The sequence below is a fragment of the Candidatus Mycobacterium methanotrophicum genome (assembly GCF_023515995.1).
GTDB lineage: Bacteria > Actinomycetota > Actinomycetes > Mycobacteriales > Mycobacteriaceae > Mycobacterium > Mycobacterium methanotrophicum.
Window position 1 is genome coordinate 632,526 of the sequence record NZ_CP097320.1, and the last position, 19,995, is coordinate 652,520.

Below are 19,995 nucleotides of genomic sequence, written 5' to 3' on the forward strand. Positions count from 1 at the left end.
TTCCAGCGTGCATTCGGATGCGATCGCCGCTTGGACGAAGGCCGCGGGTTTGCGACCACAGCGCAGTTGCTCACCGTCATGACTCGTCAGGAACTCGACGTCCAGGTGAACAACGGCGGACTCATCCGCCTGTGGTACGGCGTCTACGCCGCGGCTGAGCCCGACTTGTTGGGCCGCTTGGCGGCGCTCGACCTCTTCATGGGGCGCGGACTCCTCGATCGGGCCCGTCACATCGAAGGGCTGATGAAAGACCGGCTGCTAGCACTACAGGCCGCCGACAATCGGATCGGCGACGTGCGGGGACGCGGTGCGATGATCGCCGTCGAGTTCGTCAAACCCGACAGCGCCGACCCCGACGCGGAGCTGACGAACGCGCTGGCCACCGCGGCCCACGCCGCGGGTGTCATCGTGCTGACGGCGGGCACGTTCGGCAACGTCGTGCGCTTCCTGCCGCCGCTGGCGATCAGCGACGAACTGCTCTCCGAGGGCCTCGACGTGCTAGCCGGGTTGCTGTCTGGGCTCTGACGGGGCTTGGTCACGACTTTTCGGCCGTGGCGCCGCGGGGCAGGCCGGTTGACGTCGCTGCTGGCCACGGCACGACGGAGACCGCGCCCGTTCGCTCGAACAGCGCGAGCTTAACGTCCGCGGGCTCCAGGTGACCATGCTGGCGGAGGATCACGTCAAGGTCGCTTTCGGTGAGTCCGCAGCGCCGAAGATTACGGTGGTCGACCTTGCCATCGCGAATCAACTCCTGCAGCGGGGGGTGCAGGAGGCGCTCGAGGCCCGGTACGAATCGGAGCCTGGTGAACGCCGCATTGGCCACGATCAGCGTCAGCACTGCGGCGGTCGCCTGGACCCAGGCCGTATCGGTTGCGGTCGCGGCGCGCCCGATCACCGACCCGCACACGACCGTTGTCAGCCAGTCGAGCGTCGTGAGCTGGGCGGTCGCACGCCGTCGTTGAAGGAACCGAAAGGCAGCGGCGGTAGTCAAGAACAGCGCCAGGGTTTTGGGCACGATGTACACCGCTGACTCCCAGCCCTCGATCAAGACGTGCGTCGTCCCGTTCGTCATCGCATTCATCATTGCGATTGTGCTATCCGCGTGCGGCGAAGACGAATCCACACTGCGCGGGCTACACGCCGTGGGAATCGCAGGGTCAGCGACGAACGCATAGGTTTGGATCGGGTTGGGTCTGTCACGGCGTGACGAGGCCGATCACCAGCAGGACGACGGCGATCACCGGAAAGGCGCCCTGGGTCAGCGCGGCACGCGCCTTGTCCGGTGACGACGCCAGCAGTACGACGGCCGCGCAAGCCATGGATCCGACGCCGCCGAAAACCAACGCCGCACCAACTGATCGGTGACCCAATGCAATTGCGGTAATTCCGACCGCAGTGAGGATCGCTGGCCGCGCTCCACGATTCCACCGCGGTGGACCGCGCGCTCGGGCAGGCGGCGACCGCGGGCCGGTTCGGGCACGGCGATTTGGCCGCGATCCTGGCCCATCAGGCCAGCGACTCCGACACCAGCACCCACACCGACCCGGCGTGGGCCGGCGAGCGCAACAGCCTGGCCCAGGGCACCGGCGATTGGGCCCGCCTCGGTGAGCAGGAGGGGAGCTAACGATGGCCTATCTACACATCCCCTTGAGAAACGCATCGATCGCGCTTAACACCGCCGGCGCTGATGACCCAGACCAGCCGGTCGCGGTGGCGGCCGGGGAACTGTTTGAGTGGGCGTGGCTGATCGCCGAGCTCGCTGGCTGGCTCGAGCACGCCGATGAGCACACCCGCGCCGACTTCGACCGGTTCTTCGACGGCTACGCCACCCCTGATAAGACCGCGTGGTATGCCACCCACATCGCCGAGCGCATCGCCGCGCTGCTCGACGGGGATCGGGGCCAGCCATGAGCACCGCCACACCGACACCGTCGGCGCCGCCGCTGGATGCCGAGTTGGAGCGCCTACTCAAGCGGATGCGGCTGCCCTATATCCGCCGGGCGGCCCCCGAGCTTTTGGCCACCGCCAAAGCGCAACGCTGGGACCCCGGCGAAGTGCTCAAAGCCCTTCTGGTCGAAGAGGTTTCCGGACGCAACCGCTCCGCGCTGGCGACTCGGCGTGAGCGGGCCGGATTCCCCACCGGCAAGACCTTCGCCGCCTGGGACCCAAAACTGTCGTCGATCCCGGCGCCCACCCAGTCCGCGCTGCGCACCCTGGAATGGATCCACCGGCGCGAAAACCTGGTGGTCTGCGGGCCATCAGGCACCGGCAAGACGTTTCTGCTCGAGGCCCTCGGCCAACAAGCCGTCGAAGCCGGGCTGCACGTGGCGTGGTTTAGTCTCGAACACCTCGGCGCGCTGGTGCGTCGCCACCGCGCCGACGACACCGTTATCAAAGCGATCGGCCGCATCCTGCGCGCCGATCTGATCGAAGTCGATGACATCGGGCTGCTCGCGGTGGGCGCCGACGCCGCCGAAGGCCTCTACCGGCTCGTCGATGCCGCATACGAGAAACGCTCGATCGCGTTGAGCAGCAACCTCCATCCCGCCGGATTCGACGAGCTGATGCCCAAGACCATGGCCACAGCCACCGTCGACCGGCTCCTGCACCACGCGCATGTCTGCCAAACCAGCGGGGAAAGCGTGCGTCTCACCCAGGCCATGGCAGGCAAGGGGGTGAAAGCCTTGATCTAACTACGCCGGCACGTCCGGTGGCCGCGAGTGGGCACATCTCATGGCCACCACCGGGCAGTTTTCATGACCGCCACTGGGCAGTTCTTCATGTCCCTTGACAGGAGAAGAATCGGCACGCCATGCTCGCCGGGACCGGCCTGGCCGCGGTGATGTCGTTTCACACGTGTCCTATAAGGACCGCAAAAAGGTCGCCTCATCGATGCGGGCGATCTATACCGCACCCACCGTGGACGGGGCGGAGTTAGCGCTCAAAGAGTTCGACCAGCAATTCGGCGCCCAGTATCCGGGTGCGATTGACGTGTGGCGCAACGCCTGGCCGGAATTCACCCCATTCCTGGACTATCCGGTGGAGCTGCGCAAGATCGTCTACACCACGAACGCGATCGAGTCGATCAACTTCCAGCTGCGCAAGATCGCCAAGAACCGGGGTCATTTCCTATTAGTTACGTGGAATCAGAGCGGGGCTGAGAGGATCTCCGCCCGAGGTGACCACGGAACTGGGAGGCGGGGTTGGCGGCAGCGGGGTTGGCGGACAAGTGGCCGGTGCTCGGCCGGCACGAGTACGCGGCGGGCTGGTTGCAGGTGTGGACCGATCTGGGTCGGGCGCAGCGGACGATCGACGCGTATGCGCGCGGGCTGGCCGAGTTCCTGCGGGTCTGTGAGGACCACGGCATCGACCCGGTCACCGCGAACCGGGCCGATGTCGCTGTTTTCGTCCGTGAGCTGATCGGGCGGCCCAGCCGACGAGGCGCCAACGTGGTGTCGATCGATTCCGGGTGCGGATTGGCCAACGCCACGATCCAGCAGCGTCTGGTGCCGGTGCGGCTGTTCTTCGACTTCTTAGTCGAGGAGGGTGTCCGGGAGTCGAATCCTGTTGGGAGGGGCCGGTATACGCCGGGCCGGAAGTGGGGTGGGCGGCAGCGCGGCCTGGTGCCGCGGGTGGTGAAACTGCCGTGGATCCCGACCGAACAGCAGTGGTCGCAGATCCTGGCCGTCGCGGCGGTCGAGCCGCCGCGCAACCGGGTGATGCTCGCCCTGTCCTATGACGCGGCACTGCGGCGGGAGGAGTTGTGCTCGCTGCGCACCGACGATCTGGATCCGGCCGACGGATGCTGCGGGTGCGCGCGGAGACGACGAAGAACCGGCTCGAGCGGGTAGTGCCGTATTCGGCACCGACCGGGGTACTGCTGCAGCGATATCTGGCGCACCGGGCGACGCTCAGCCGGGCCCGGGGGCCGTTGTTCCTGTCGGAATCGCGCCGCAACAAAGCGCAGCCGTTGAGTTTGTGGACGTGGTCGAAGGTGGTGCGGCACATCGCAATCGCCGCTGGGGTGCCGCAGTTCTCCACCCACACGACACGGCATCTGTGCTTGACCGATCTGGCGCGGATGGGCTGGGAACTACATGCGATCGCCACGTTCGCCGGACATCGCAGCACCGAGACCACGTTGACCTATATCCACCTGTCCGGCCGAGAGCTGGCCGGCAAGCTCGCTCGCGGCATGGACCAGATCCACGCCTGGCGGGTGGAGACGCTGGCCCGCCTCGGCGAGCAGGAGACCGGCCGCCGATGACGACGCCAAATTCGGCGGCCGCCGGATCGGCCACGACATCTGCTTGGGCATGGCCGCTGAACGTCAACCATTTCCGGCGGCGCGATCGGCTATCCAGGGCCGAATCCGATGCGCTGCAAGCACTCGATTTCGACCTGCTGCGGCTCGATCGGGGTCGTGAACACTCAGGCTGGCAGGCGATTCGGCGGCTGACCGCGCCTCTGGGCGAGGCGCTGGCGGTTCTGCACTGGCATCCCGACACCTCTGTTCCAGAGGCGGTTCGCCCGCTACGCCACCGCCATCGTGCTGCACCGCTGCGCCGAGTTGGGGCAGGACTTCTGGTCGTGGCAGACGCATGAGTGGGCCGATCTGCTGCGTCCGGCGCACCTGCGGCATCACTTCCCTGGGCAGGTCGGCATGCAGGCGCGCCCCTATCTGCTCGCCCATGCCTATCTGCTGACCCAGTTCACCGCCTTCGACATGGTCGGCCCGTTCGCACGATGCACGTTGGCGCAGCGGGTATTCGGCGCCGACACCGTCGATGAGGCGATCAAACCGGTCCGCGCGGTGCTCAGCGGATGGGGATACCGCGCGGCGAATCTGGAGTCGATGGTCTGCACGTTGCTGCTGCTCAACCGCAGCCCGTTGCTGAGCGATCTGGCCTCGCCTGCGCTGGACAGCCTGCGCTCGGATCCGGCGATTGAACGGCACTTCCATGGCCGCCACCTGCACGGCGTTCGCCGGGCGCTGGCCGCACTCGGTCACACCGGTCCGCCGCCGGCACCGAAATACGGCGACGGGCCCGTCCCGATCACCGGCACCGCCCCCGGCTGGGCGCACACGGTCGAATGTTGGCACGCCACCTCCACACTCGAACCAGGCACCCGCGACACCCACCGGGTCGTGTTGGCCAAGATCGGCCGCTGGCTCGCCGCCGAGCATCCCGACATCACCGGGCCAGCCGACTGGACCCGCCAGACCTGCACAGCCTGGATCGCCGCTGTCGACCGCATGCGCGTCGGCGACCACATCCAGTCGAACGCCTGGCGCGACAGCCGCAGCGATCAGCTGGGAAAGCCGTTGTCGCCGAAGACGACACGCACCTACATCCGCATCGTCCGCACCTTCTTCCGCGACCTGCAGGACTGGGACTGGATGCCGCGCCGGTTCGACCCCGCGCGAACGCTGGAAACCCCGCGCAGCATCCGGGCACTACAAGGACCCGATCCGCGAGTGATCGCCGACGACCTCTGGGCCAAACTGCTCTGGGCCGGTCTCAACCTCGCCCCTGACGATCTACCCGGCGGACCCGGGGCCCACCCGGTCGTCATGGTCCGCGCGATCACCTTGACCTGGCTGTTCAGCGGCCAGCGCAGTGATGAAATCGCCCGATTACGCGTCGGCTGCATCCGCTGGCAACACGACGGCCTCGCAGTCGCCGACAACCCTCAGTCAGCTGACGCTGCGATCTGTCTGCTCGACATCCCCACCCACAAAACCGGCACCGCTTTCACTAAACCCGTTGACCCGCTCCTCGGCCGAGCCATCGACGCCTGGCAGGCTCTGCGACCGGCACAGCCGCCGATGCTCGACCGCAAGACTGGCGAGAAGGTGCACTTCCTGTTCGCCGTCCGGGCCGGGCGGATCGGCAAGAACTACATCAACGACACGATCATCCCGGCGCTCTGCCGCAGGGCCGGCGTCCCCGCCGCCGACGTTCGCGGGCCGATCACCAGCCACCGCGCCCGCTCCACTATCGCCACCCAGCTCTACAACGCCAAGGAGCCGATGACGCTGTTCGAGTTGCAGGCCTGGCTTGGGCACCGAAGCCCGGAATCGACCCAGCACTATGCCAAGATCACCCCGAACACCCTGGCCAGGGCCTACAGCGACGCCGGCTATTTCGCCCGCAACGTCCGCACCATCGAGGTCCTCGTCGACCGCGACGCCGTCGCCAGCGGCGCCGCCGCAGCCGCAAAACCCTGGCAGCATTACGACCTCGGCCACGGCTTCTGCACCTACACCTTCTTCGAGCAATGCCCGCACCGCATGGCGTGCGCTCGCTGCGACTTCTACACCCCAAAGGAATCCAGCAAAAGCCAACTCCTGCAAGCGAAATCGAACCTGCAGCGCATGCTCGTCAGCATCTCGCTCACCGCCGACGAACAAGCGGCCATCGAGGACGGTCAGGCCGCGCTCGACGATGATGAAGTTGCTGTACCTCGGGCTGCGCAACATCTCCAGCCAGAGGGGAGGTTATTCGGGCACCGGAACGTACAACTGGACTGTTGCGCTCAACACACTCGCCAGACTGTTCCCTGGTCGAATTCCATTGTGCTAGAATACAACTCGTAGTCAAATCACCTCTGACTTACACAGAAATCGTGACAGGCTCGCATGCCCGCGCGGGCGCCGGCAGCGCGGCCAGCGCGCGGCGCAGCAGCCCCGACGAGCCCGGGCGCGGATCCTCGTCTCCTGCCAAAAGGTCTGCCGCCAAGACGGTTTCGGTCTGCGCCCAGGTCGCCACGTGCGGGCGTCCGCACCGCCGCCCGGCGTAGTTGTAGGCCACACCTTGCTTCTTGGGTCCATAGACTTCCACGTCGGTGGCATCGATGTCGATCGTCACCGCCTCGGTCAGCCGCGCCGCCGGCAGCAGCGCCAACACCCGCTCACTGACGGTGCCCAGCCCGGTCTCCGTCGAGCGCCATCGCTCAGCCGGTCACCCGGCGGGCCAGCCCGGCGGTGGTCGCCGACAGGCCCGCCACGGGGGTGAGCCGTTGGCCGGCCTTATCGGCACGCTGGCGGTCCAGCCCGACTAGGAAGTCCTCCCTCGGCCAGTTGCGCCGCCGCCATCCCCACCAGCAGCTAACCGACGCCGCAGCCACGATTGCGGGTCTTGATCCGGCGAACCGCCGCGTCGATAGCCTCGACCACACCCAGGCGCTTGGTCAGCTCGCTGACGGTGGCCAGCCCCGAGTTCGGTGTCAGGCCCGGATCCGGCGCGCCGACCCGCACACGCTTCCCACACCGCGTCTTCTTGCGTATCCTCGCAACCACGAAGGCACCTCCCTCTCCTGGCGATCACTGATGTTGCTAACCATGATTCTCCATGCAGGGCAGGCACTTTCGCCTTAACACACGCCGACGATCACAGACCTAATCGCGGATTCGGGTCTGAACGTCCTACTCGCGCGCATCGCCGCCTACGAAGACGCCGCCCTCACCCCCGCCGCATAACCGCGCCCATACAAATACGTCACCGAAATTCCGAGCCAGACCACTTAGCTTAGGCATACGATCAAACACGATGAGATAAATGAGTGACAAAAGAGGGAAGAGGCCGTATGTCTGTCAACGAAGGGAAAGCGGAACGCATCATCCGCGTCTTTGCCGGTGTTTTTCTCCTCGTCGGACTACCGATAATGCTTCCCGGAGCGGCCAAGTGGTGGGGTCTAGTAGGTCTACTACCTCTCCTCACCGGTCTCAGCGGCTACTGTCCGGTCTGGTCTCTCTTGGGGATCAATACCTGCTCGAGGAAGCGGGCCGGATAGGGCGCGAAATTCCCGAGGCGCAACAGCGCCCGGCGCGTAGGTTTTTCGTTAACTCCGATGACGTGCTCGAAGTTCGTCCAATTCGGCTAGATGCCGGTCAGCCAACCCTTGATGGTCGCGCACCAGTCGCTCGGTGAGCTTGCGGTGCTCGTCCATGTGCCGCGCGGCCAATGACTCGTAGTCGCTGACAGACGTATCAGCCTGGTTAGCGATATCGCGGTGCTCGGACAGATGCCGGTCCGTGAGGGCCCGAAGCTCCGCGAGGTGGCGGTCCGCCAACTCACGATGCTCTCGCAAGTGCGCCTCGGCTATTTTCTCATGCTCGGCCAGATGTGCCCGTACGACCTCGGCGCTTTTCTTTGGTGCGGACATGCGATGTGCTCCCTCCGCTGATGTGACCAACCCACAGTATAGTCGTCTGCGGTGCCGATCCGTCCCGGCCCGGCTGAAACTAGTCGGGCATCATCGAAGACGGCAGGGCCACAAGCAGATTCGCGGTAGTTTCGTGGCCGGCTGCGGCGAGCTTCGTCGCCTCGGACCCGGATCTGCGGCCTGCGTTGCCCGGGTTGGCCGCCGACATGACCGCCGCCGTGCAGTTCAACGCCCGCCGTACGGCTGCGGTTGCGCGAAGCCATCGACCGCGGTGAGGCGCACTCCGACGTACCCGGATCGGTTGACCGAGGTGATCGAGGGAACGACGTTGCTGACGCTGCTGTTAGGGCCCGGGCGAGAGTTCGACGACGCCTGGGTGGACGAGACCGCCGCGATCGGGGGGCCGGAGCGCGCTAAAGGCGGCGGGAGTCGGCACCAGGAAAATGGATCATGGGGCAAGCTGACCGCCTTGGTGCATTCAGGAACTACGCTCACCGTCAGATCGGACACCCCCGGTCACACAAAACGAGGTGTGCATAAAACCCGGGATGCTCCACCCTCTGGAAGTAGCTTTTCTCATCGCCGCCAGAGCCAAAGACCAAGCCACACTTGACCTCACCGTGAAACGGCTCCGCGAAGCGCTCACCGGGTCGGGCCAGATCGCTGTGCGCCACTTCCGCGGCGCACAAACACGACTGTGGGCCGCATTCAACCCCGCAGCCCCCATTCTCACCGCCGCTGCCCGCCGCCATCTCGGCATCACCAGCACCGCGGCCCTGATGACCTACATTCGCAGCATTAACGCCGAGCTGCCCGTACCCGACCTCAATGCGTTGGACGTCACCGTGTGGCTGACCGGAAGCCTTGATCTGCCCACCGCCGAAGAAATGAACACCCCACACCTGTATGAGCGGCTATCGGACCGCAAACGCGCCTCCGTCGCCGTCTACGGCATGCTGGTGCGCCTGGCCCGCGTCACGTTCTTCGCCAACCCCAACCGATTCGGCCTCATTGTTCTCGAAGAAGCTGCCGCCCTGCTCAATTCGCGCGCCGGCACCGGATGACGCACACCTGATCAGCCGCCGCGCTCGCAAGCACTACACCGGCTTGATGATCATCACCCAACAACCCATCAGCGACCTGGCGCTCATGGGTGATGAATTCATCACCCAACACCTGATTATGCCGTTCGAAAACGACGACCTGGCCCGCGCCGTCGCCGCGAAAATCGGCTTACCCCTTGACGATTACCCCGACATCGAAGAATTCTTCCTCGGCCAACCCAGCCCAGAGGAAATGCGCGACCCCACCGCTTTCGACGAGGATGAAGCACACCCCGGCGCCCCGCGCCGGGCCCGGCAAGGCTACGGATTTTTCGTCGACGAGTTTCGGCGTAAATCCCCGATCTGGGTCGCCCCCGAACCCGACCCCCGCATCCACCACGCCTACGACACCACCCCCGGACGGGCCGCATGAGCGCCGCCACACTGCCCAGCCACCGCGCCGCCGGCTACATCGGCTACCAGCTGGCGCTGCACCCCCCCGACTGCGGTGGGCAACCACGCTATGGCTGGCCACCCACACCCTGATCACGTGCGCGGTGATCGCCGCGCCCCCGGCCGCGGCCTCCACCCTTGCCGGGGCGCTCAACTGGACGGGGATCACCGACAGCCAGCACGTGCCAATCGGCGACTACTACCTGTCGGTGGTGTCCACCAGCGAAGCCATCACCAAAGCCGGACCCGGCATCACCGCAAACCCCGCCAGCTGGGCACAATGGCTGGCCAACGCGGTCAACACCGGTCTCACCCACGAAGGCATCTGCGAGCTCCTGCAATGGCAAGCCGCCGGCTACATCTTCCTGATGGCCCTGACGCTGTGGCTGATGAAATTCGCCATGTCCAACACCTGGCTGTACTGGCTGGCCACCTGGGTGCGCCCCCTGTTCGCCACCATCCAGAAAATACTGGCCGACCTGTGGGCCTTCCCCCTGTGCTCCAACTCGGCATGGGCCAGCCCGGCGGCTTCGGTGCCGTCGAGGAAGTTCACCAACCGATCGAATCCTGCCCGGGAGGCGGCGAACCCATCGCCACCCGCGGCCCCGGCCCGCCCGCCCGCCGTCGCGCTCACGCCTGTCCGCCCGCTCGGCGGGAGGCCAACCGGGCCCGCAACGCGGCCACGCCGCTGGCTGCCGACCGATCCAGCGCCGTCTTGGCCTCCCGGTAGCGCGCCAGTGCGGCGGTCACCTCGGCGACGTCGGTCTCGGTGAGCGTGACCAGCTTGGTGCGGCCGCCCTCTGTGTAGCGCAGCGCCGGGCTTTCGTGCGGCTCACCGGTGGCGCAACGACAGCTCCGCTTGCCGCAGCGGCGGCGGAACGTGCTCAGTGACGTTTTCTCAGTAATTTCCGCGTTGGAGAGTCGATAGTACGATCGCGGCGGCAACAACTGCGCCAATCCTGGTTGGACACAGGCGGATTCGACGGAGGCAGCGCCAACGCTGTTTGAGTTCGGCGTTGGCGCGTTCACCGATGGCACGCGCCGCGGTGAGCAGCATGTTGTAGCTCTGATTCTCCACGGCCAGGCCGCGGCCCTTGACCGGAGTGTGCACCCCGATCCCCGCTCCTTCGTAGCCCTTGTCGGCCAGCGTCGGCACCCCGTCGGCCGCGGACTTGTACAGCGCGCCCAGGCAGTGCGCGCGGGCGGCGGTGATGTCGTGCACGCTGCCCGGCTCGACCTCGCTCGACCACACCGGGAACCCGCCCGGGTCGGCCAGTATCTGCACATTGCCGCCCTGGGTTTTGTGCTTGCCCGAATACCACCGGTGATGGCCGGCCTCGTTGCGCTCGTCCACCCGGTCGATGGCGATCAGCGTCCCGTCCAGCGTCACGTGCGACCACTGTTCGGCCTTGGCCCGGTCGAGCACTTCGTGCAGGTCAGGAGCTTGTTCGGCGATCACGTCGATCGCCTCGTGCAGATAGCGGTAGCTGGTGGAGATCGGCAGCCCGGCCTCCATCGCCAACAACCGGATCGGGGCGTCGTCGCGGAACCACCGCAGCACCAGCTTGGCCTGCGTGCGCACCGTACCCGACCGCCGCCCGGCCCGCGTTCTGATCTCGCGCCGGTGAACGTGCAGCAGCGCGGTCACATGCAGCAGGGTTTCCTCCGGCACGTCGCAGATGGCAGAGTAGGTGAACACGTGGGGTCCTTTGCAGCGGAGCGGGTTTCCTCGTCGAAACCGAATCCTTGAGCAAGGACCCCACGCCCAGCCACTACGACACGCCGAAAACTCCAGTCACACCAGACTCACGAGCCCCAAGTGAGAAAACCTCACTACACGTAGCGTGCTGCACGCACTGACGTGTGGAGGTTGTGGTGAGAGTGCCCGAAAATCGATGCCGCCCGCGAATCACGACAGCGGCACGGTCCAATACACCCGGGTTCCGCCCTCGGCTGAACTGGTGATGGAGCATTCGCCGCCGACCTGCGCGGCCCGCCGCGCCATGTTGGCCAGCCCGCTGAGGCGTTGATTCTGCGCCGGGATACCGTGGCCGTCGTCGACGACCTCGATGAGCAACCGGTGATCCACCTCGACGCGGACGGTCAACCGACGGGCCCCGGAGTGGCGGACGGCGTTGCTGACGGCTTCGGTGACGACGGCCTCGGCGTGATTGGCCAGCTCGCCGGTGACTGCCGTCAGCTCCCCGGATGTGTCGAGCGTGGTCGCGATGTCTCGGTCTTCGGTGAGCTCGGCGACGTTGTGCTGGATCTGCTGTCGGAAGTTCTCGCCCGGCCGCACAAGCATCTGCAGCGGGAAGATCGTCGTCCGGATGGCGTCGATCGTGGTCTGCAGGTCGTCGACTGTATGGGTCAGCCGATTGACGATCTCCGGCGACTGCGCCCGCGCGATGGTGCCCTGCAAGTCCAGGCCCGCGGCGAACAGCTTCTGAATGACGTGGTCGTGCAGATCGTGGGCGATCCGCTCGCGGTCGGCCAGGATGGCTAGCTCACGGATGTGCTCGCGGTCGACCGTCAGTGTCAAGGCAATCGCGGCATGTCTGGCGAAGTCGCTGATGAGTTCGGGGTAGTCGTCACCGAACGGCGGCTGTCGCAGACTGCGAACAACGGCGATCACTCCGAGCACCGTGTCGTCGGCCCGCAACGGCGCCACGATCACCGAGCGGTCGCCGGCATCGGTGAATCCCTTGAGGGGATGTTTGAACCAACCGGTGATCGTCGGCATGCGGCCGAGGATCACAGTGCCGGTCGTGGAATCGTCGACGGGCACCTGTTTGCCGATCACGTCTGCGGCGTCTCGGCCCGCCGCGGTGGCCACGACAAGGGTGTCGATCTCCTCGGCCGGCAGATCCGGCTCGGTCGGCACCAGCAGTATCGCCGACTCGGCGCCGGCCAACTCCTGCATTCGGCCGACGATGAGCTGCAGCAGGGCTGTTTTCGGCTCCGCGGACAATAACGCGGCCGTGATTTCCCGGCAGGCGGTCATCCACTTCGCCGACGCCCGTTCTGCCTCGAGGATTTGCGCGCTGTCGATGGCGACCGCCGACGCCAATGCCCGCGCGGCGACCTCGTCGGAGTCGCAGCACACCCGACCGGGCCGGTCATCGACCAGATAGAGAGCGCCGAACGCGACACCACGCACACTAGGCGGCACCGCGAGGAAGGCGCGCATCCGAGGGTCATGCTCGCCCAGCCCGGCGCGCTGGGGTTGGGCCGCCAGGTCGTCGACGCGCAGGGCCTCACCGACCGGTAGGTCGCCGAGCCGCCGCGCCGTTTCGGCGTCGATGCCCTCGTAGATCAACGACACCGGGCTGCCTTGGGGCCCGTAGATGCCCAACGCCCCGTAGCGGGCGCCGGTCAGTTCCATCGCCGCATTGACGATCCGGTGCAACGTCATATCGACAGCGGCCCCATCCCGATGGCCACCGCCGGTGTACCGCGCAACTGATCGGCCGCGGCGACACCGATGCGGTGTTGAGCGTGGTGGGCGCGACGGATCAGGGCATCGGAGTCGATGATCAGCATGCTTTGTCTGTCTAGTCGTATCCAGCCGTGGCCGGCGAAGTCGGCGAGGACTTTGTTGACCGTTTCGCGGGAGGTGCCGATCAGTTGGGCGAGTTCTTCTTGGGTCAGGTTGTGGGTGAGGTGCATCACGCCGTTGTGCTGGACGCCGAACTTTTGGGATAACCGGAGTAGGTGTTTGGCGATCCGGGCGGCGACGTCGGTGAAAATCAGGTCGGACAGGTCGTTTTCGGTGCGGCGCATCCTGCGGGCCAGCAGCCGCAGCAGCTGCTCGCCAATCTGCGGGTGCGCGGCGATCCATGCCTGAAAGGCCTCGCGGCCCATAGCGAGTGCATCCACATCGGTCAGCGCGGTCGCGGTCGCGGTGCGCGGGCCGGGATCACACAGCGACAACTCCCCGAACATCTCCGAGGGTCCCGCGATCGCCATCAGATGGCTGCGTCCGTCCGGGCAGCGGCGGGCGAGCTTCACCATGCCGCAGGTGATGATGTAGAGCTGGTCGCCGGGCTCGCCGTCGGCGAAGATCTGTTGGCGGCCCGAAAAATGCACGCCCGCCAGGTGTGTTGTCAGCTCTGCCTCCACGGCAGGATCGACGGTGTGAAAAAGCCCGGCCCGGGTCAACACCGCGCTCACCGCGCTGCCTGCCGGATCGAGCACGGTATCGAGGGTTGCCGCAACGCGATGGCAGACAACGCCCTTAGCGTGTTGGCCGGCGCGCAACGCTCACGACGATCAGGGCGGTCATGGCCCCGCCAGCGCAACGTGAAACCCGGCGCGAACACCGACGGCCATCGCAGCGTGGGCGGTTCGAGAACAAGCAGGACATTCATAGTGCCGACTTTCAGAGCTGACCGGGGTGTCCGGGCTGAATGGGCTGCCCGATGCGGGCAGTGGAAAAGCGCAGACCTAGCCGCGGTGGGGTTGGCATCGCCCACGCCGCTGCGGTGATACCGCGTGGTGCGGCGCTGGCGCGGCCGTCACCGCCAGGCGGCGCCTGACAACGCGCAGCGGCGGTCAGCTGGCGCAGCGGCGGTCAGCTGGCGCAGCGCCTCAGGCGCCGAACTGGCCGTGGGAAGGCAGATGCCGCAGCCGGTGAGCCGAAGGACCCTGGTGACGATGCGGCTAGGAACCAGTGTCCAGGGCACCTCGGCGCCGCGGCAAGCGCCATCGACGGCGATCAATATCGAGATAGCCTGCGCGGCGAAGAAATCGACGCCGCTCAGGTCGAGGATCATCGACGCGTTGGCGACCGGGACCATGCGGATTGCTGATTCGCGGACGCGGTCGCTGTTTGCGGCGTCGATTTCGCCGGTGATCGTCACCACCGTCGTCTGGCGGCGGCGGCGCTTCTGCCTTGCTACTTGATCAGCGCTGATCATCGAGGCGCCAAGACATGCGCGAAAGATCTCAACACCGCGGATGGAACTTCGATGAACTTTCATCCTATGCTCGCTTCGGTCATGTCACGGCGGATTATGGGGGTGATCGCTCACCGTCGATGTCCGTGACAAGTGCAGCACGCTTTGCAGACTCAAGATCAGTACGCAAGTGTGCGAGACATCTGCGGATCTCCGGACCGCACGGATCAGATCAGATCAAGAATTAGGCGGTTGGCGTCGCTACCACGATGCCGCGGCCAACAGACGGCGGCACCGACCCCAGACCGGCTTTTATTCAGCAACTTTGAGTCAACATGCATATCCGGGCCCCGTCAAACGGGGGGGCCGGTTTTCACGTGACGTTCACGATCGTGGCCGTGTCCCATGGTGAATTCTCCGGCGGCGGGCGCCGACAGAGGTGAGAGGGCCGGCTGCGTCTACCGTCGGGGGATCTGTCCCGATGACCGTTTTGAGGATTCTCCCGCTGATGGCACCAGTCGATCGCCAGATTCCACCGGCGGCTGCTGAACCGATCCGCCGGCCATGACGGCGCCGCGGGCTCGTCAAACACCTCAACCGGTGGGAGGGTGGGTGGATGACGCCTGTGCCGAGACCTCCGGGCGCTGCCGCAATCGCCGGGATTCTGTTCGGTCAAATGTGCTGATCCAGGAGCAGTTTCTCGCAACTATCGACGGCCGACGAGGCGTAGCGGCCGCGGACCGTCTATGCGAGACCTGCGTGGTTGTGCTCGGCGTCGACGCAGCATCGATTTCGCTCGTCTTCGACGGCGCGAGCAGCGGCACATTGGGATCTAGCAGCGCACTTGCCCGGATGTACGACGAACTGCAGTTCACCTTCGGTGAGGGACTCTGCCTTGACGCCGTCACCCGGCGGATTCCTATCCGGGTCGCCGATCTCGCCGACTCTAAGGAGTCTCGCTGGCCCGCGTACCGGCCGGCCATGCTGGCCCACCAGATCAGAGGCGTCTATGCGATACCGGTCGTCGTGGCCGGTCAATATGTCGGCGCTCTCATACCGAGAGCACGTCGCGAATTCATGTCCTCGACCCAGGGGTGCGGCTGCGATCGTCCAAAGGTCTGGTGGTGCATCAGCGAAGGGGTGCGCCGCTGAGACACGTTGAGGGCCGATTGACAACAGCTCCAGCGTGGACGGCGATGGAGGTCGCGCGGGCGCTGCGACGATCTCGTGCGTTGGCGACGCTCGATGCCGCGTTGCAGGTAAACGCTTGTATCACAACGGAATTGCAGGCAGCAATTGGCGATCAGAAGGGCCGACGCGGCATTGCCAAAGTTCGCGAGTTGATCGGCTACGTCGACGGTCGCGCCGAGTCGCCGACGGAGAGTGAGGCGCGACTGGTTTTCGTCGACGGCGGATTACCCATGCCCGAGCTGCAGTACAGTATCGTCGACCGGCACGGCCGACTGTGGCGCGTCGACTTCGCATGGCCGGACGCGATGGTCGTCGCCGAATACGACAGTGTCGAATGGCATGTGGGCCGCGAAGCCCTGCTGCATGATCGGCTGAAATCTGCGCGGTTGCAGGAATGCGGGTGGACAACCGTCCCGATGACGATCGACGACATCAGAGGCGATCCCGCCGGCCTGGTGACGCGGATCAACGCCCTGCTGCGGAAACCCCGTCTGGCGGGACGAGCAGACGCAGAATCGCACCGGCAGGGGTCCCGAGAATGCGGTTCTGCGTCTGCTCGCGCAACACGGTGACCCACTAGACTGGCCGACGTGCTCATCGGTTCACATGTCCACCAAGATGATCCCCTGGCCGCCGCGGAGGCGGACAGCGCCGACGTGGTGCAGTTCTTCCTCGGCAATCCGCAGAGCTGGAAAAAGCCGAAGCCGCGCGACGACGCCGAGACGCTGAAGGCGTCGACCATGCCGCTGTACGTGCACGCGCCGTATCTGATCAACGTCGCGTCGGCGAACAACCGGGTGCGCATCCCGTCGCGCAAGATCTTGCAGGACACCTGTGACGCCGCGGCCGAGATCGGCGCCGCCGCGGTGATTGTGCACGGCGGTCACGCCGACGACGACGGCATGGAGGCCGGCTTCCAGCGCTGGGTCAAGGCGCTGGACTACCTCGAAACCGACGTCGAGGTCTACTTGGAGAACACGGCCGGCGGCGATCACGCGATGGCACGCTACTTCGACACCATCGGACGGCTCTGGGATCACATCGGCGACAAGGGAATCGGGTTCTGTCTGGACACCTGCCATGCGTGGGCCGCGGGTGAGAAGCTGATTGACGCGGTCGATCGGATAAAAGCCTTGACCGGCCGCATCGATCTGGTGCATTGCAACGACTCTCGGGACGCGGCGGGCTCAGGTGCGGACCGGCACGCCAACTTCGGCGCCGGGCAGATCGACCCCGACCTGCTGGTGGCGGTGGTCCGGGCCGCGGGCGCGCCGGTGATCTGCGAAACGGCCGACGAGGGCCGCAAGGACGACATCGCCTTCCTTCGTGAGCAGCTGAGCTGAGGACGCGTGTGCCGCGGTCGCCGTGGCCGGCCCGTGAAGGAAGGGATCGACGACGCCGCCGCCGAGATCGGGCGCAACGTCAACATCGACCCTCGCGCACCCGGCGTGGCCCACATCGACGGCCCGCCGGTGTCGCAGCCGAATGTGTTCTGGCGCAACGTCGATCACTGCGGCGCCCCGGTCAGCACGACGAGCGGTTCGGCCAACCGCAGCGTGGTGCTGATCACCGTCGACGGCCACCGCAAAGCTGGGGGACCCATCGCCGGTGAACCTTACAGGTCTTGTGCGGTTGTAGAAAAAATGTAACATTGCCGGCATGCCGGATACTCATGTCGTCACCAACCAGGTCCCGCCGCTGGAGGAGCACAACCCGGCGTCCTCCCCGGTCCTCATCGAGGCACTGATCCGCGAAGGCGGGCAGTGGGGCCTCGACGAGGTGAGCGCGGTCGGTGCGATCTCCGGGTCCAAACGCGCGCAGCGCTGGGGCGAACTGGCCGACCGCAACCAGCCGATCCTGCGCATCCACGACCGCTACGGCCACCGCATCGACGAGGTCGAGTACGACCCCGCCTACCACGAGCTGATGCGTACCGCGATCGAGCACGGCCTGCACGCCGCACCGTGGGCTGACGACCGGCCGGGTTCTCATGTGGTCCGCGCGGCCAAGACCAGCGTATGGACCGCCGAACCGGGCCACATGTGCCCGATATCGATGACGTACGCCGTCGTTCCCGCCCTGCGCTTCAACCCCGACCTCGCCGCGGCCTACGAACCGCTGCTGACCAGCCGGCACTACGACCCGCAGCTCACGGTGCCGGCGGCGAAGGCCGGTATCACGGCGGGCATGTCGATGACCGAAAAGCAGGGCGGCTCCGATGTCCGGGCCGGCACCACCCAGGCCACCCGCAACGCCGACGGCACTTACAGCCTGACCGGTCACAAGTGGTTCACCTCGGCGCCGATGTGCGACATCTTCCTGGTGCTCGCGCAGGCGTCCGGCGGGCTGTCCTGCTTCTTTTTGCCGCGGGTGCTGCCCGACGGCACCCGCAACCGGATGCTGTTGCAACGGCTGAAGGACAAACTGGGCAACCATGCCAACGCGTCCAGTGAGGTCGAGTACGACGGCGCCACCGCATGGCTGGTTGGCGAGGAGGGTCGCGGTGTGCCGACCATCATCGAGATGGTCAACCTGACCCGGCTGGACTGCGCGCTGGGCGGCGCCACCAGCATGCGCACCGGGCTGACCCAAGCCGTGCACCATGCGCAGCACCGCAAGGCATTCGGCGAGTATCTGATTGATCAGCCGCTGATGCGCAATGTATTGGCGGACTTGGCGATTGAGGCCGAATCCGCCACTATGGTGGCGATGCGAATGGCCGGTGCCACCGACAACGCCGTCCGGGGAGACCAGACCGAGGCGCTGCTACGTCGAATCGGACTGGCAGCCAGCAAGTACTGGGTGTGCAAGCGCGCCACGCCGCATGCGGCTGAGGCGCTGGAATGCTTGGGCGGCAACGGGTACGTCGAGGATTCCGGTATGCCGCGGCTGTACCGTGAGGCGCCGCTGATGGGAATCTGGGAAGGATCCGGCAATGTCAGTGCGCTGGATACCTTGCGCGCCATGGCAACTCGGCCAGAATCTGTCGACGTGCTGTTCGACGAGCTCGCCAAGAGCGCGGGCCAGGATGTCCGCTTGGATGGCCACATCGAACGGCTGCGCTCTGCGCTCGGCGAGTTGGACACGATTGCCTACCGGGCCCGCAAGGTCGCCGAGGACATCTGCCTGGCGCTGCAGGGCTGTTTGCTGGTGCGGCACGGACATCCCGCAGTCGCCGAGGCGTTCTTGGCGACCCGCCTCGACGGGCAGTGGGGCGGCGCGTTCGGAACGATGCCTGCCGGGCTGGACCTCGCGCCGATCCTCGAGCGAGCCCTGGTAAAGGGCTGAGACCCAGCATGACTCATGCGATCAGACCGGTCGACTTCGACAACTTGAAGACAATGACCTATGAGGTCACCGACCGGGTTGCGCGGATTACCTTCAACCGCCCGGAGAAGGGTAACGCGATCATCGCCGACACTCCCCTGGAGTTGTCCGCATTGGTCGAGCGTGCCGATCTTGATCCAAGCGTCCACGTCATCTTGCTCTCCGGCCGGGGTGAGGGCTTCTGCGCGGGGTTCGACCTGAGCGCATACGCCGATCGCACCGGCTCCGCCGGCGGCACCGGCGCTTACCAAGGCACTGTGCTGGACGGTAAGGCCCAGGCGGTCAACCACTTACCGGATCAGCCGTGGGATCCGATGATCGACTACCAGATGATGAGCCGCTTCGTGCGTGGCTTCTCCAGCCTGATGCACGCGGACAAGCCGACGGTGGTCAAGATCCATGGCTACTGTGTGGCCGGCGGCGCCGACATCGCGCTGCACGCCGACCAGGTGATCGCTGCGTCCGACGCGAAGATCGGTTACCCGCCCACCCGGGTCTGGGGTGTGCCGGCCGCCGGGTTGTGGGCGCACCGGCTGGGCGATCAGCGCGCCAAACGCCTTCTGCTGACTGGGGACTGCATTACCGGTGCACAAGCCGCCGAGTGGGGCCTGGTGGTCGAGGCGCCCGACCCCGAACAACTCGACGAGCGCACCGAGCGCCTGGTCGAGCGAATCGCCGCGGTGCCGGTCAATCAGCTGATCATGGTCAAGCTCGCGCTCAATTCAGCGCTGCTGCAACAGGGCGTGGCCACCAGCAGGATGGTCAGCACCGTTTTCGACGGTATCGCCCGGCACACCCCCGAGGGGCACGCGTTTGTCGTCGACGCCGTGCAACACGGCTTTCGCGACGCTGTGCGCCACCGCGACGAACCGTTCGGCGATTACGGTCGCCGCACGTCCCAGGTATGACGGCGC

Annotated in this window: 23 protein-coding genes and 10 pseudogenes; 20 read left to right on the forward strand and 13 right to left on the reverse strand. The window is 66.1% G+C overall.

Annotation, left to right across the window (positions count from 1 at the left end; genetic code table 11):
- Nucleotides 1-213: 213 nt before the first annotated feature.
- A pseudogene (locus M5I08_RS03420) lies at nt 214-525 on the forward strand (aminotransferase class III-fold pyridoxal phosphate-dependent enzyme); the annotation flags it as partial.
- Between the two features lie 10 nt (nt 526-535).
- Here M5I08_RS03420 and M5I08_RS03425 read toward each other — a convergent pair.
- Together M5I08_RS03425 and M5I08_RS03430 are read right to left on the reverse strand one after the other, a co-directional pair.
- On the reverse strand, nt 536-1,072 hold the full coding sequence (locus M5I08_RS03425; RefSeq protein ID WP_219067430.1) for a DUF421 domain-containing protein: 537 nt from the start codon (nt 1,070-1,072) through the stop codon (nt 536-538).
- Nucleotides 1,073-1,196: 124 nt separating this feature from the next.
- Nucleotides 1,197-1,406, reverse strand: a pseudogene (locus M5I08_RS03430) (DUF1304 family protein); the annotation flags it as partial.
- Between the two features lie 26 nt (nt 1,407-1,432).
- Between M5I08_RS03430 and M5I08_RS03435 the strand changes: the two are divergent.
- The 9 genes and pseudogenes from M5I08_RS03435 to M5I08_RS27260 all read left to right on the forward strand — a co-directional run.
- The gene (locus tag M5I08_RS03435) at nt 1,433-1,624 is read left to right on the forward strand and encodes a hypothetical protein (RefSeq protein ID WP_249763098.1); all 192 of its coding nucleotides are present in this window, start codon (nt 1,433-1,435) and stop codon (nt 1,622-1,624) included.
- Nucleotides 1,625-1,626: 2 nt separating this feature from the next.
- Nucleotides 1,627-1,911 carry a hypothetical protein gene (locus M5I08_RS03440; protein ID WP_219067431.1) on the forward strand — a complete coding sequence of 95 codons (285 nt, stop codon included), beginning with the start codon at nt 1,627-1,629 and terminating at the stop codon, nt 1,909-1,911.
- Nucleotides 1,908-2,693 (forward strand): IS21-like element helper ATPase IstB, encoded by a 786-nt coding sequence (istB, locus tag M5I08_RS03445; RefSeq protein ID WP_219067432.1) that lies wholly within the window; start codon nt 1,908-1,910, stop codon nt 2,691-2,693. The genes M5I08_RS03440 and istB overlap by 4 nt, the downstream gene beginning before the upstream one ends.
- Before the next feature lie 163 nt (nt 2,694-2,856).
- Nucleotides 2,857-3,129: pseudogene (locus M5I08_RS03450) on the forward strand (transposase); the annotation flags it as partial.
- 74 nt (nt 3,130-3,203) lie between these two features.
- Complete coding sequence (locus M5I08_RS03455) at nt 3,204-3,851, forward strand: tyrosine-type recombinase/integrase (protein ID WP_249763099.1); 648 nt, start codon at nt 3,204-3,206, stop codon at nt 3,849-3,851.
- Entirely contained in the window at nt 3,812-4,267 is a 456-nt protein-coding gene (locus M5I08_RS03460; protein WP_249763100.1) for a tyrosine-type recombinase/integrase, read from the forward strand. The genes M5I08_RS03455 and M5I08_RS03460 overlap by 40 nt, the downstream gene beginning before the upstream one ends.
- Complete coding sequence (locus tag M5I08_RS03465; protein WP_219067433.1) at nt 4,264-4,605, forward strand: hypothetical protein; 342 nt, start codon at nt 4,264-4,266, stop codon at nt 4,603-4,605. The genes M5I08_RS03460 and M5I08_RS03465 overlap by 4 nt, the downstream gene beginning before the upstream one ends.
- 970 nt (nt 4,606-5,575) lie before the next feature.
- Nucleotides 5,576-6,049, forward strand: a pseudogene (locus M5I08_RS27255) (tyrosine-type recombinase/integrase); the annotation flags it as partial.
- 391 nt (nt 6,050-6,440) lie between these two features.
- Nucleotides 6,441-6,587 (forward strand): annotated as a pseudogene (locus M5I08_RS27260) (IS256 family transposase); the annotation flags it as partial.
- Between the two features lie 30 nt (nt 6,588-6,617).
- Here M5I08_RS27260 and M5I08_RS03480 read toward each other — a convergent pair.
- Genes M5I08_RS03480 through M5I08_RS03490 form a run of 3 tightly spaced genes read right to left on the reverse strand, consistent with a single transcriptional unit; the run spans nt 6,618 to nt 7,303 of the window.
- The gene (locus tag M5I08_RS03480) at nt 6,618-6,911 is read right to left on the reverse strand and encodes a hypothetical protein (RefSeq protein ID WP_219067435.1); all 294 of its coding nucleotides are present in this window, start codon (nt 6,909-6,911) and stop codon (nt 6,618-6,620) included.
- A 46-nt stretch (nt 6,912-6,957) separates the two neighbouring features.
- Nucleotides 6,958-7,131: a hypothetical protein gene (locus M5I08_RS03485; protein WP_219067436.1), complete on the reverse strand. Its 174-nt coding sequence runs from the start codon at nt 7,129-7,131 to the stop codon at nt 6,958-6,960.
- Nucleotides 7,112-7,303, reverse strand: a complete 192-nt coding sequence (locus M5I08_RS03490) for a hypothetical protein (protein WP_219067437.1) — start codon at nt 7,301-7,303, stop codon at nt 7,112-7,114. Before M5I08_RS03490 ends, M5I08_RS03485 begins: the two co-directional genes overlap by 20 nt.
- A 287-nt stretch (nt 7,304-7,590) precedes the next feature.
- Between M5I08_RS03490 and M5I08_RS26515 the strand changes: the two genes are divergently transcribed.
- Nucleotides 7,591-7,797: a YgaP family membrane protein gene (locus M5I08_RS26515; RefSeq protein WP_219067438.1), complete on the forward strand. Its 207-nt coding sequence runs from the start codon at nt 7,591-7,593 to the stop codon at nt 7,795-7,797.
- A 48-nt stretch (nt 7,798-7,845) separates the two neighbouring features.
- Here the strand turns inward: M5I08_RS26515 and M5I08_RS03495 are convergent, their stop codons facing one another.
- A complete protein-coding gene (locus M5I08_RS03495) occupies nt 7,846-8,169 on the reverse strand; it encodes a hypothetical protein (RefSeq protein ID WP_219067439.1) in 324 nt (107 codons plus the stop codon).
- A 140-nt stretch (nt 8,170-8,309) separates the two neighbouring features.
- On the opposite strand from M5I08_RS03495, the pseudogene M5I08_RS03500 reads away from it, so the two are divergent.
- The 3 genes and pseudogenes from M5I08_RS03500 to M5I08_RS03510 all read left to right on the forward strand — a co-directional run.
- Nucleotides 8,310-8,599: pseudogene (locus M5I08_RS03500) on the forward strand (TetR/AcrR family transcriptional regulator C-terminal ligand-binding domain-containing protein); the annotation flags it as partial.
- Between the two features lie 118 nt (nt 8,600-8,717).
- Nucleotides 8,718-9,233 (forward strand): ATP-binding protein, encoded by a 516-nt coding sequence (locus tag M5I08_RS03505; protein ID WP_219067440.1) that lies wholly within the window; start codon nt 8,718-8,720, stop codon nt 9,231-9,233.
- Nucleotides 9,234-9,279: 46 nt separating this feature from the next.
- Nucleotides 9,280-9,645, forward strand: coding sequence for a hypothetical protein (locus M5I08_RS03510; RefSeq protein ID WP_219067441.1), 366 nt, complete (start codon nt 9,280-9,282; stop codon nt 9,643-9,645).
- Nucleotides 9,646-9,864: 219 nt separating this feature from the next.
- Here the strand turns inward: M5I08_RS03510 and M5I08_RS26520 are convergent, their stop codons facing one another.
- From M5I08_RS26520 to M5I08_RS03535, 7 genes and pseudogenes are all read right to left on the reverse strand, one after another.
- Complete coding sequence (locus M5I08_RS26520) at nt 9,865-9,990, reverse strand: hypothetical protein (protein ID WP_255564693.1); 126 nt, start codon at nt 9,988-9,990, stop codon at nt 9,865-9,867.
- Between the two features lie 30 nt (nt 9,991-10,020).
- On the reverse strand, nt 10,021-10,299 hold the full coding sequence (locus M5I08_RS26525) for a hypothetical protein (RefSeq protein ID WP_255564694.1): 279 nt from the start codon (nt 10,297-10,299) through the stop codon (nt 10,021-10,023).
- 173 nt (nt 10,300-10,472) lie between these two features.
- A pseudogene (locus tag M5I08_RS27415) lies at nt 10,473-10,622 on the reverse strand (hypothetical protein); the annotation flags it as partial.
- Entirely contained in the window at nt 10,564-11,364 is an 801-nt protein-coding gene (locus M5I08_RS03520) for a transposase family protein (RefSeq protein WP_249762759.1), read from the reverse strand. The pseudogene M5I08_RS27415 and the gene M5I08_RS03520, both read right to left, overlap by 59 nt.
- Before the next feature lie 210 nt (nt 11,365-11,574).
- Nucleotides 11,575-13,080: a sensor histidine kinase gene (locus M5I08_RS03525; protein WP_219070282.1), complete on the reverse strand. Its 1,506-nt coding sequence runs from the start codon at nt 13,078-13,080 to the stop codon at nt 11,575-11,577.
- An 86-nt stretch (nt 13,081-13,166) separates the two neighbouring features.
- Nucleotides 13,167-13,838, reverse strand: a pseudogene (locus M5I08_RS03530) (Crp/Fnr family transcriptional regulator); the annotation flags it as partial.
- 344 nt (nt 13,839-14,182) lie between these two features.
- Nucleotides 14,183-14,584: an STAS domain-containing protein gene (locus tag M5I08_RS03535; protein WP_249763101.1), complete on the reverse strand. Its 402-nt coding sequence runs from the start codon at nt 14,582-14,584 to the stop codon at nt 14,183-14,185.
- A 657-nt stretch (nt 14,585-15,241) separates the two neighbouring features.
- On the opposite strand from M5I08_RS03535, the pseudogene M5I08_RS03540 reads away from it, so the two are divergent.
- The 6 genes and pseudogenes from M5I08_RS03540 to M5I08_RS03565 form a co-directional block, all read left to right on the forward strand.
- Nucleotides 15,242-15,616 (forward strand): annotated as a pseudogene (locus tag M5I08_RS03540) (GAF domain-containing protein); the annotation flags it as partial.
- A 2-nt stretch (nt 15,617-15,618) separates the two neighbouring features.
- A pseudogene (locus M5I08_RS03545) lies at nt 15,619-16,254 on the forward strand (type IV toxin-antitoxin system AbiEi family antitoxin); the annotation flags it as partial.
- Between the two features lie 90 nt (nt 16,255-16,344).
- Nucleotides 16,345-17,097 carry a deoxyribonuclease IV gene (locus M5I08_RS03550; RefSeq protein ID WP_219070276.1) on the forward strand — a complete coding sequence of 251 codons (753 nt, stop codon included), beginning with the start codon at nt 16,345-16,347 and terminating at the stop codon, nt 17,095-17,097.
- 33 nt (nt 17,098-17,130) lie between these two features.
- Entirely contained in the window at nt 17,131-17,403 is a 273-nt protein-coding gene (locus M5I08_RS03555) for a hypothetical protein (protein WP_219070274.1), read from the forward strand.
- A gap of 10 nt (nt 17,404-17,413) precedes the next feature.
- Entirely contained in the window at nt 17,414-19,042 is a 1,629-nt protein-coding gene (locus M5I08_RS03560) for an acyl-CoA dehydrogenase family protein (protein WP_219070272.1), read from the forward strand.
- Between the two features lie 8 nt (nt 19,043-19,050).
- Nucleotides 19,051-19,989: a crotonase/enoyl-CoA hydratase family protein gene (locus tag M5I08_RS03565; protein ID WP_219070270.1), complete on the forward strand. Its 939-nt coding sequence runs from the start codon at nt 19,051-19,053 to the stop codon at nt 19,987-19,989.
- Nucleotides 19,990-19,995 lie beyond the last annotated feature (6 nt).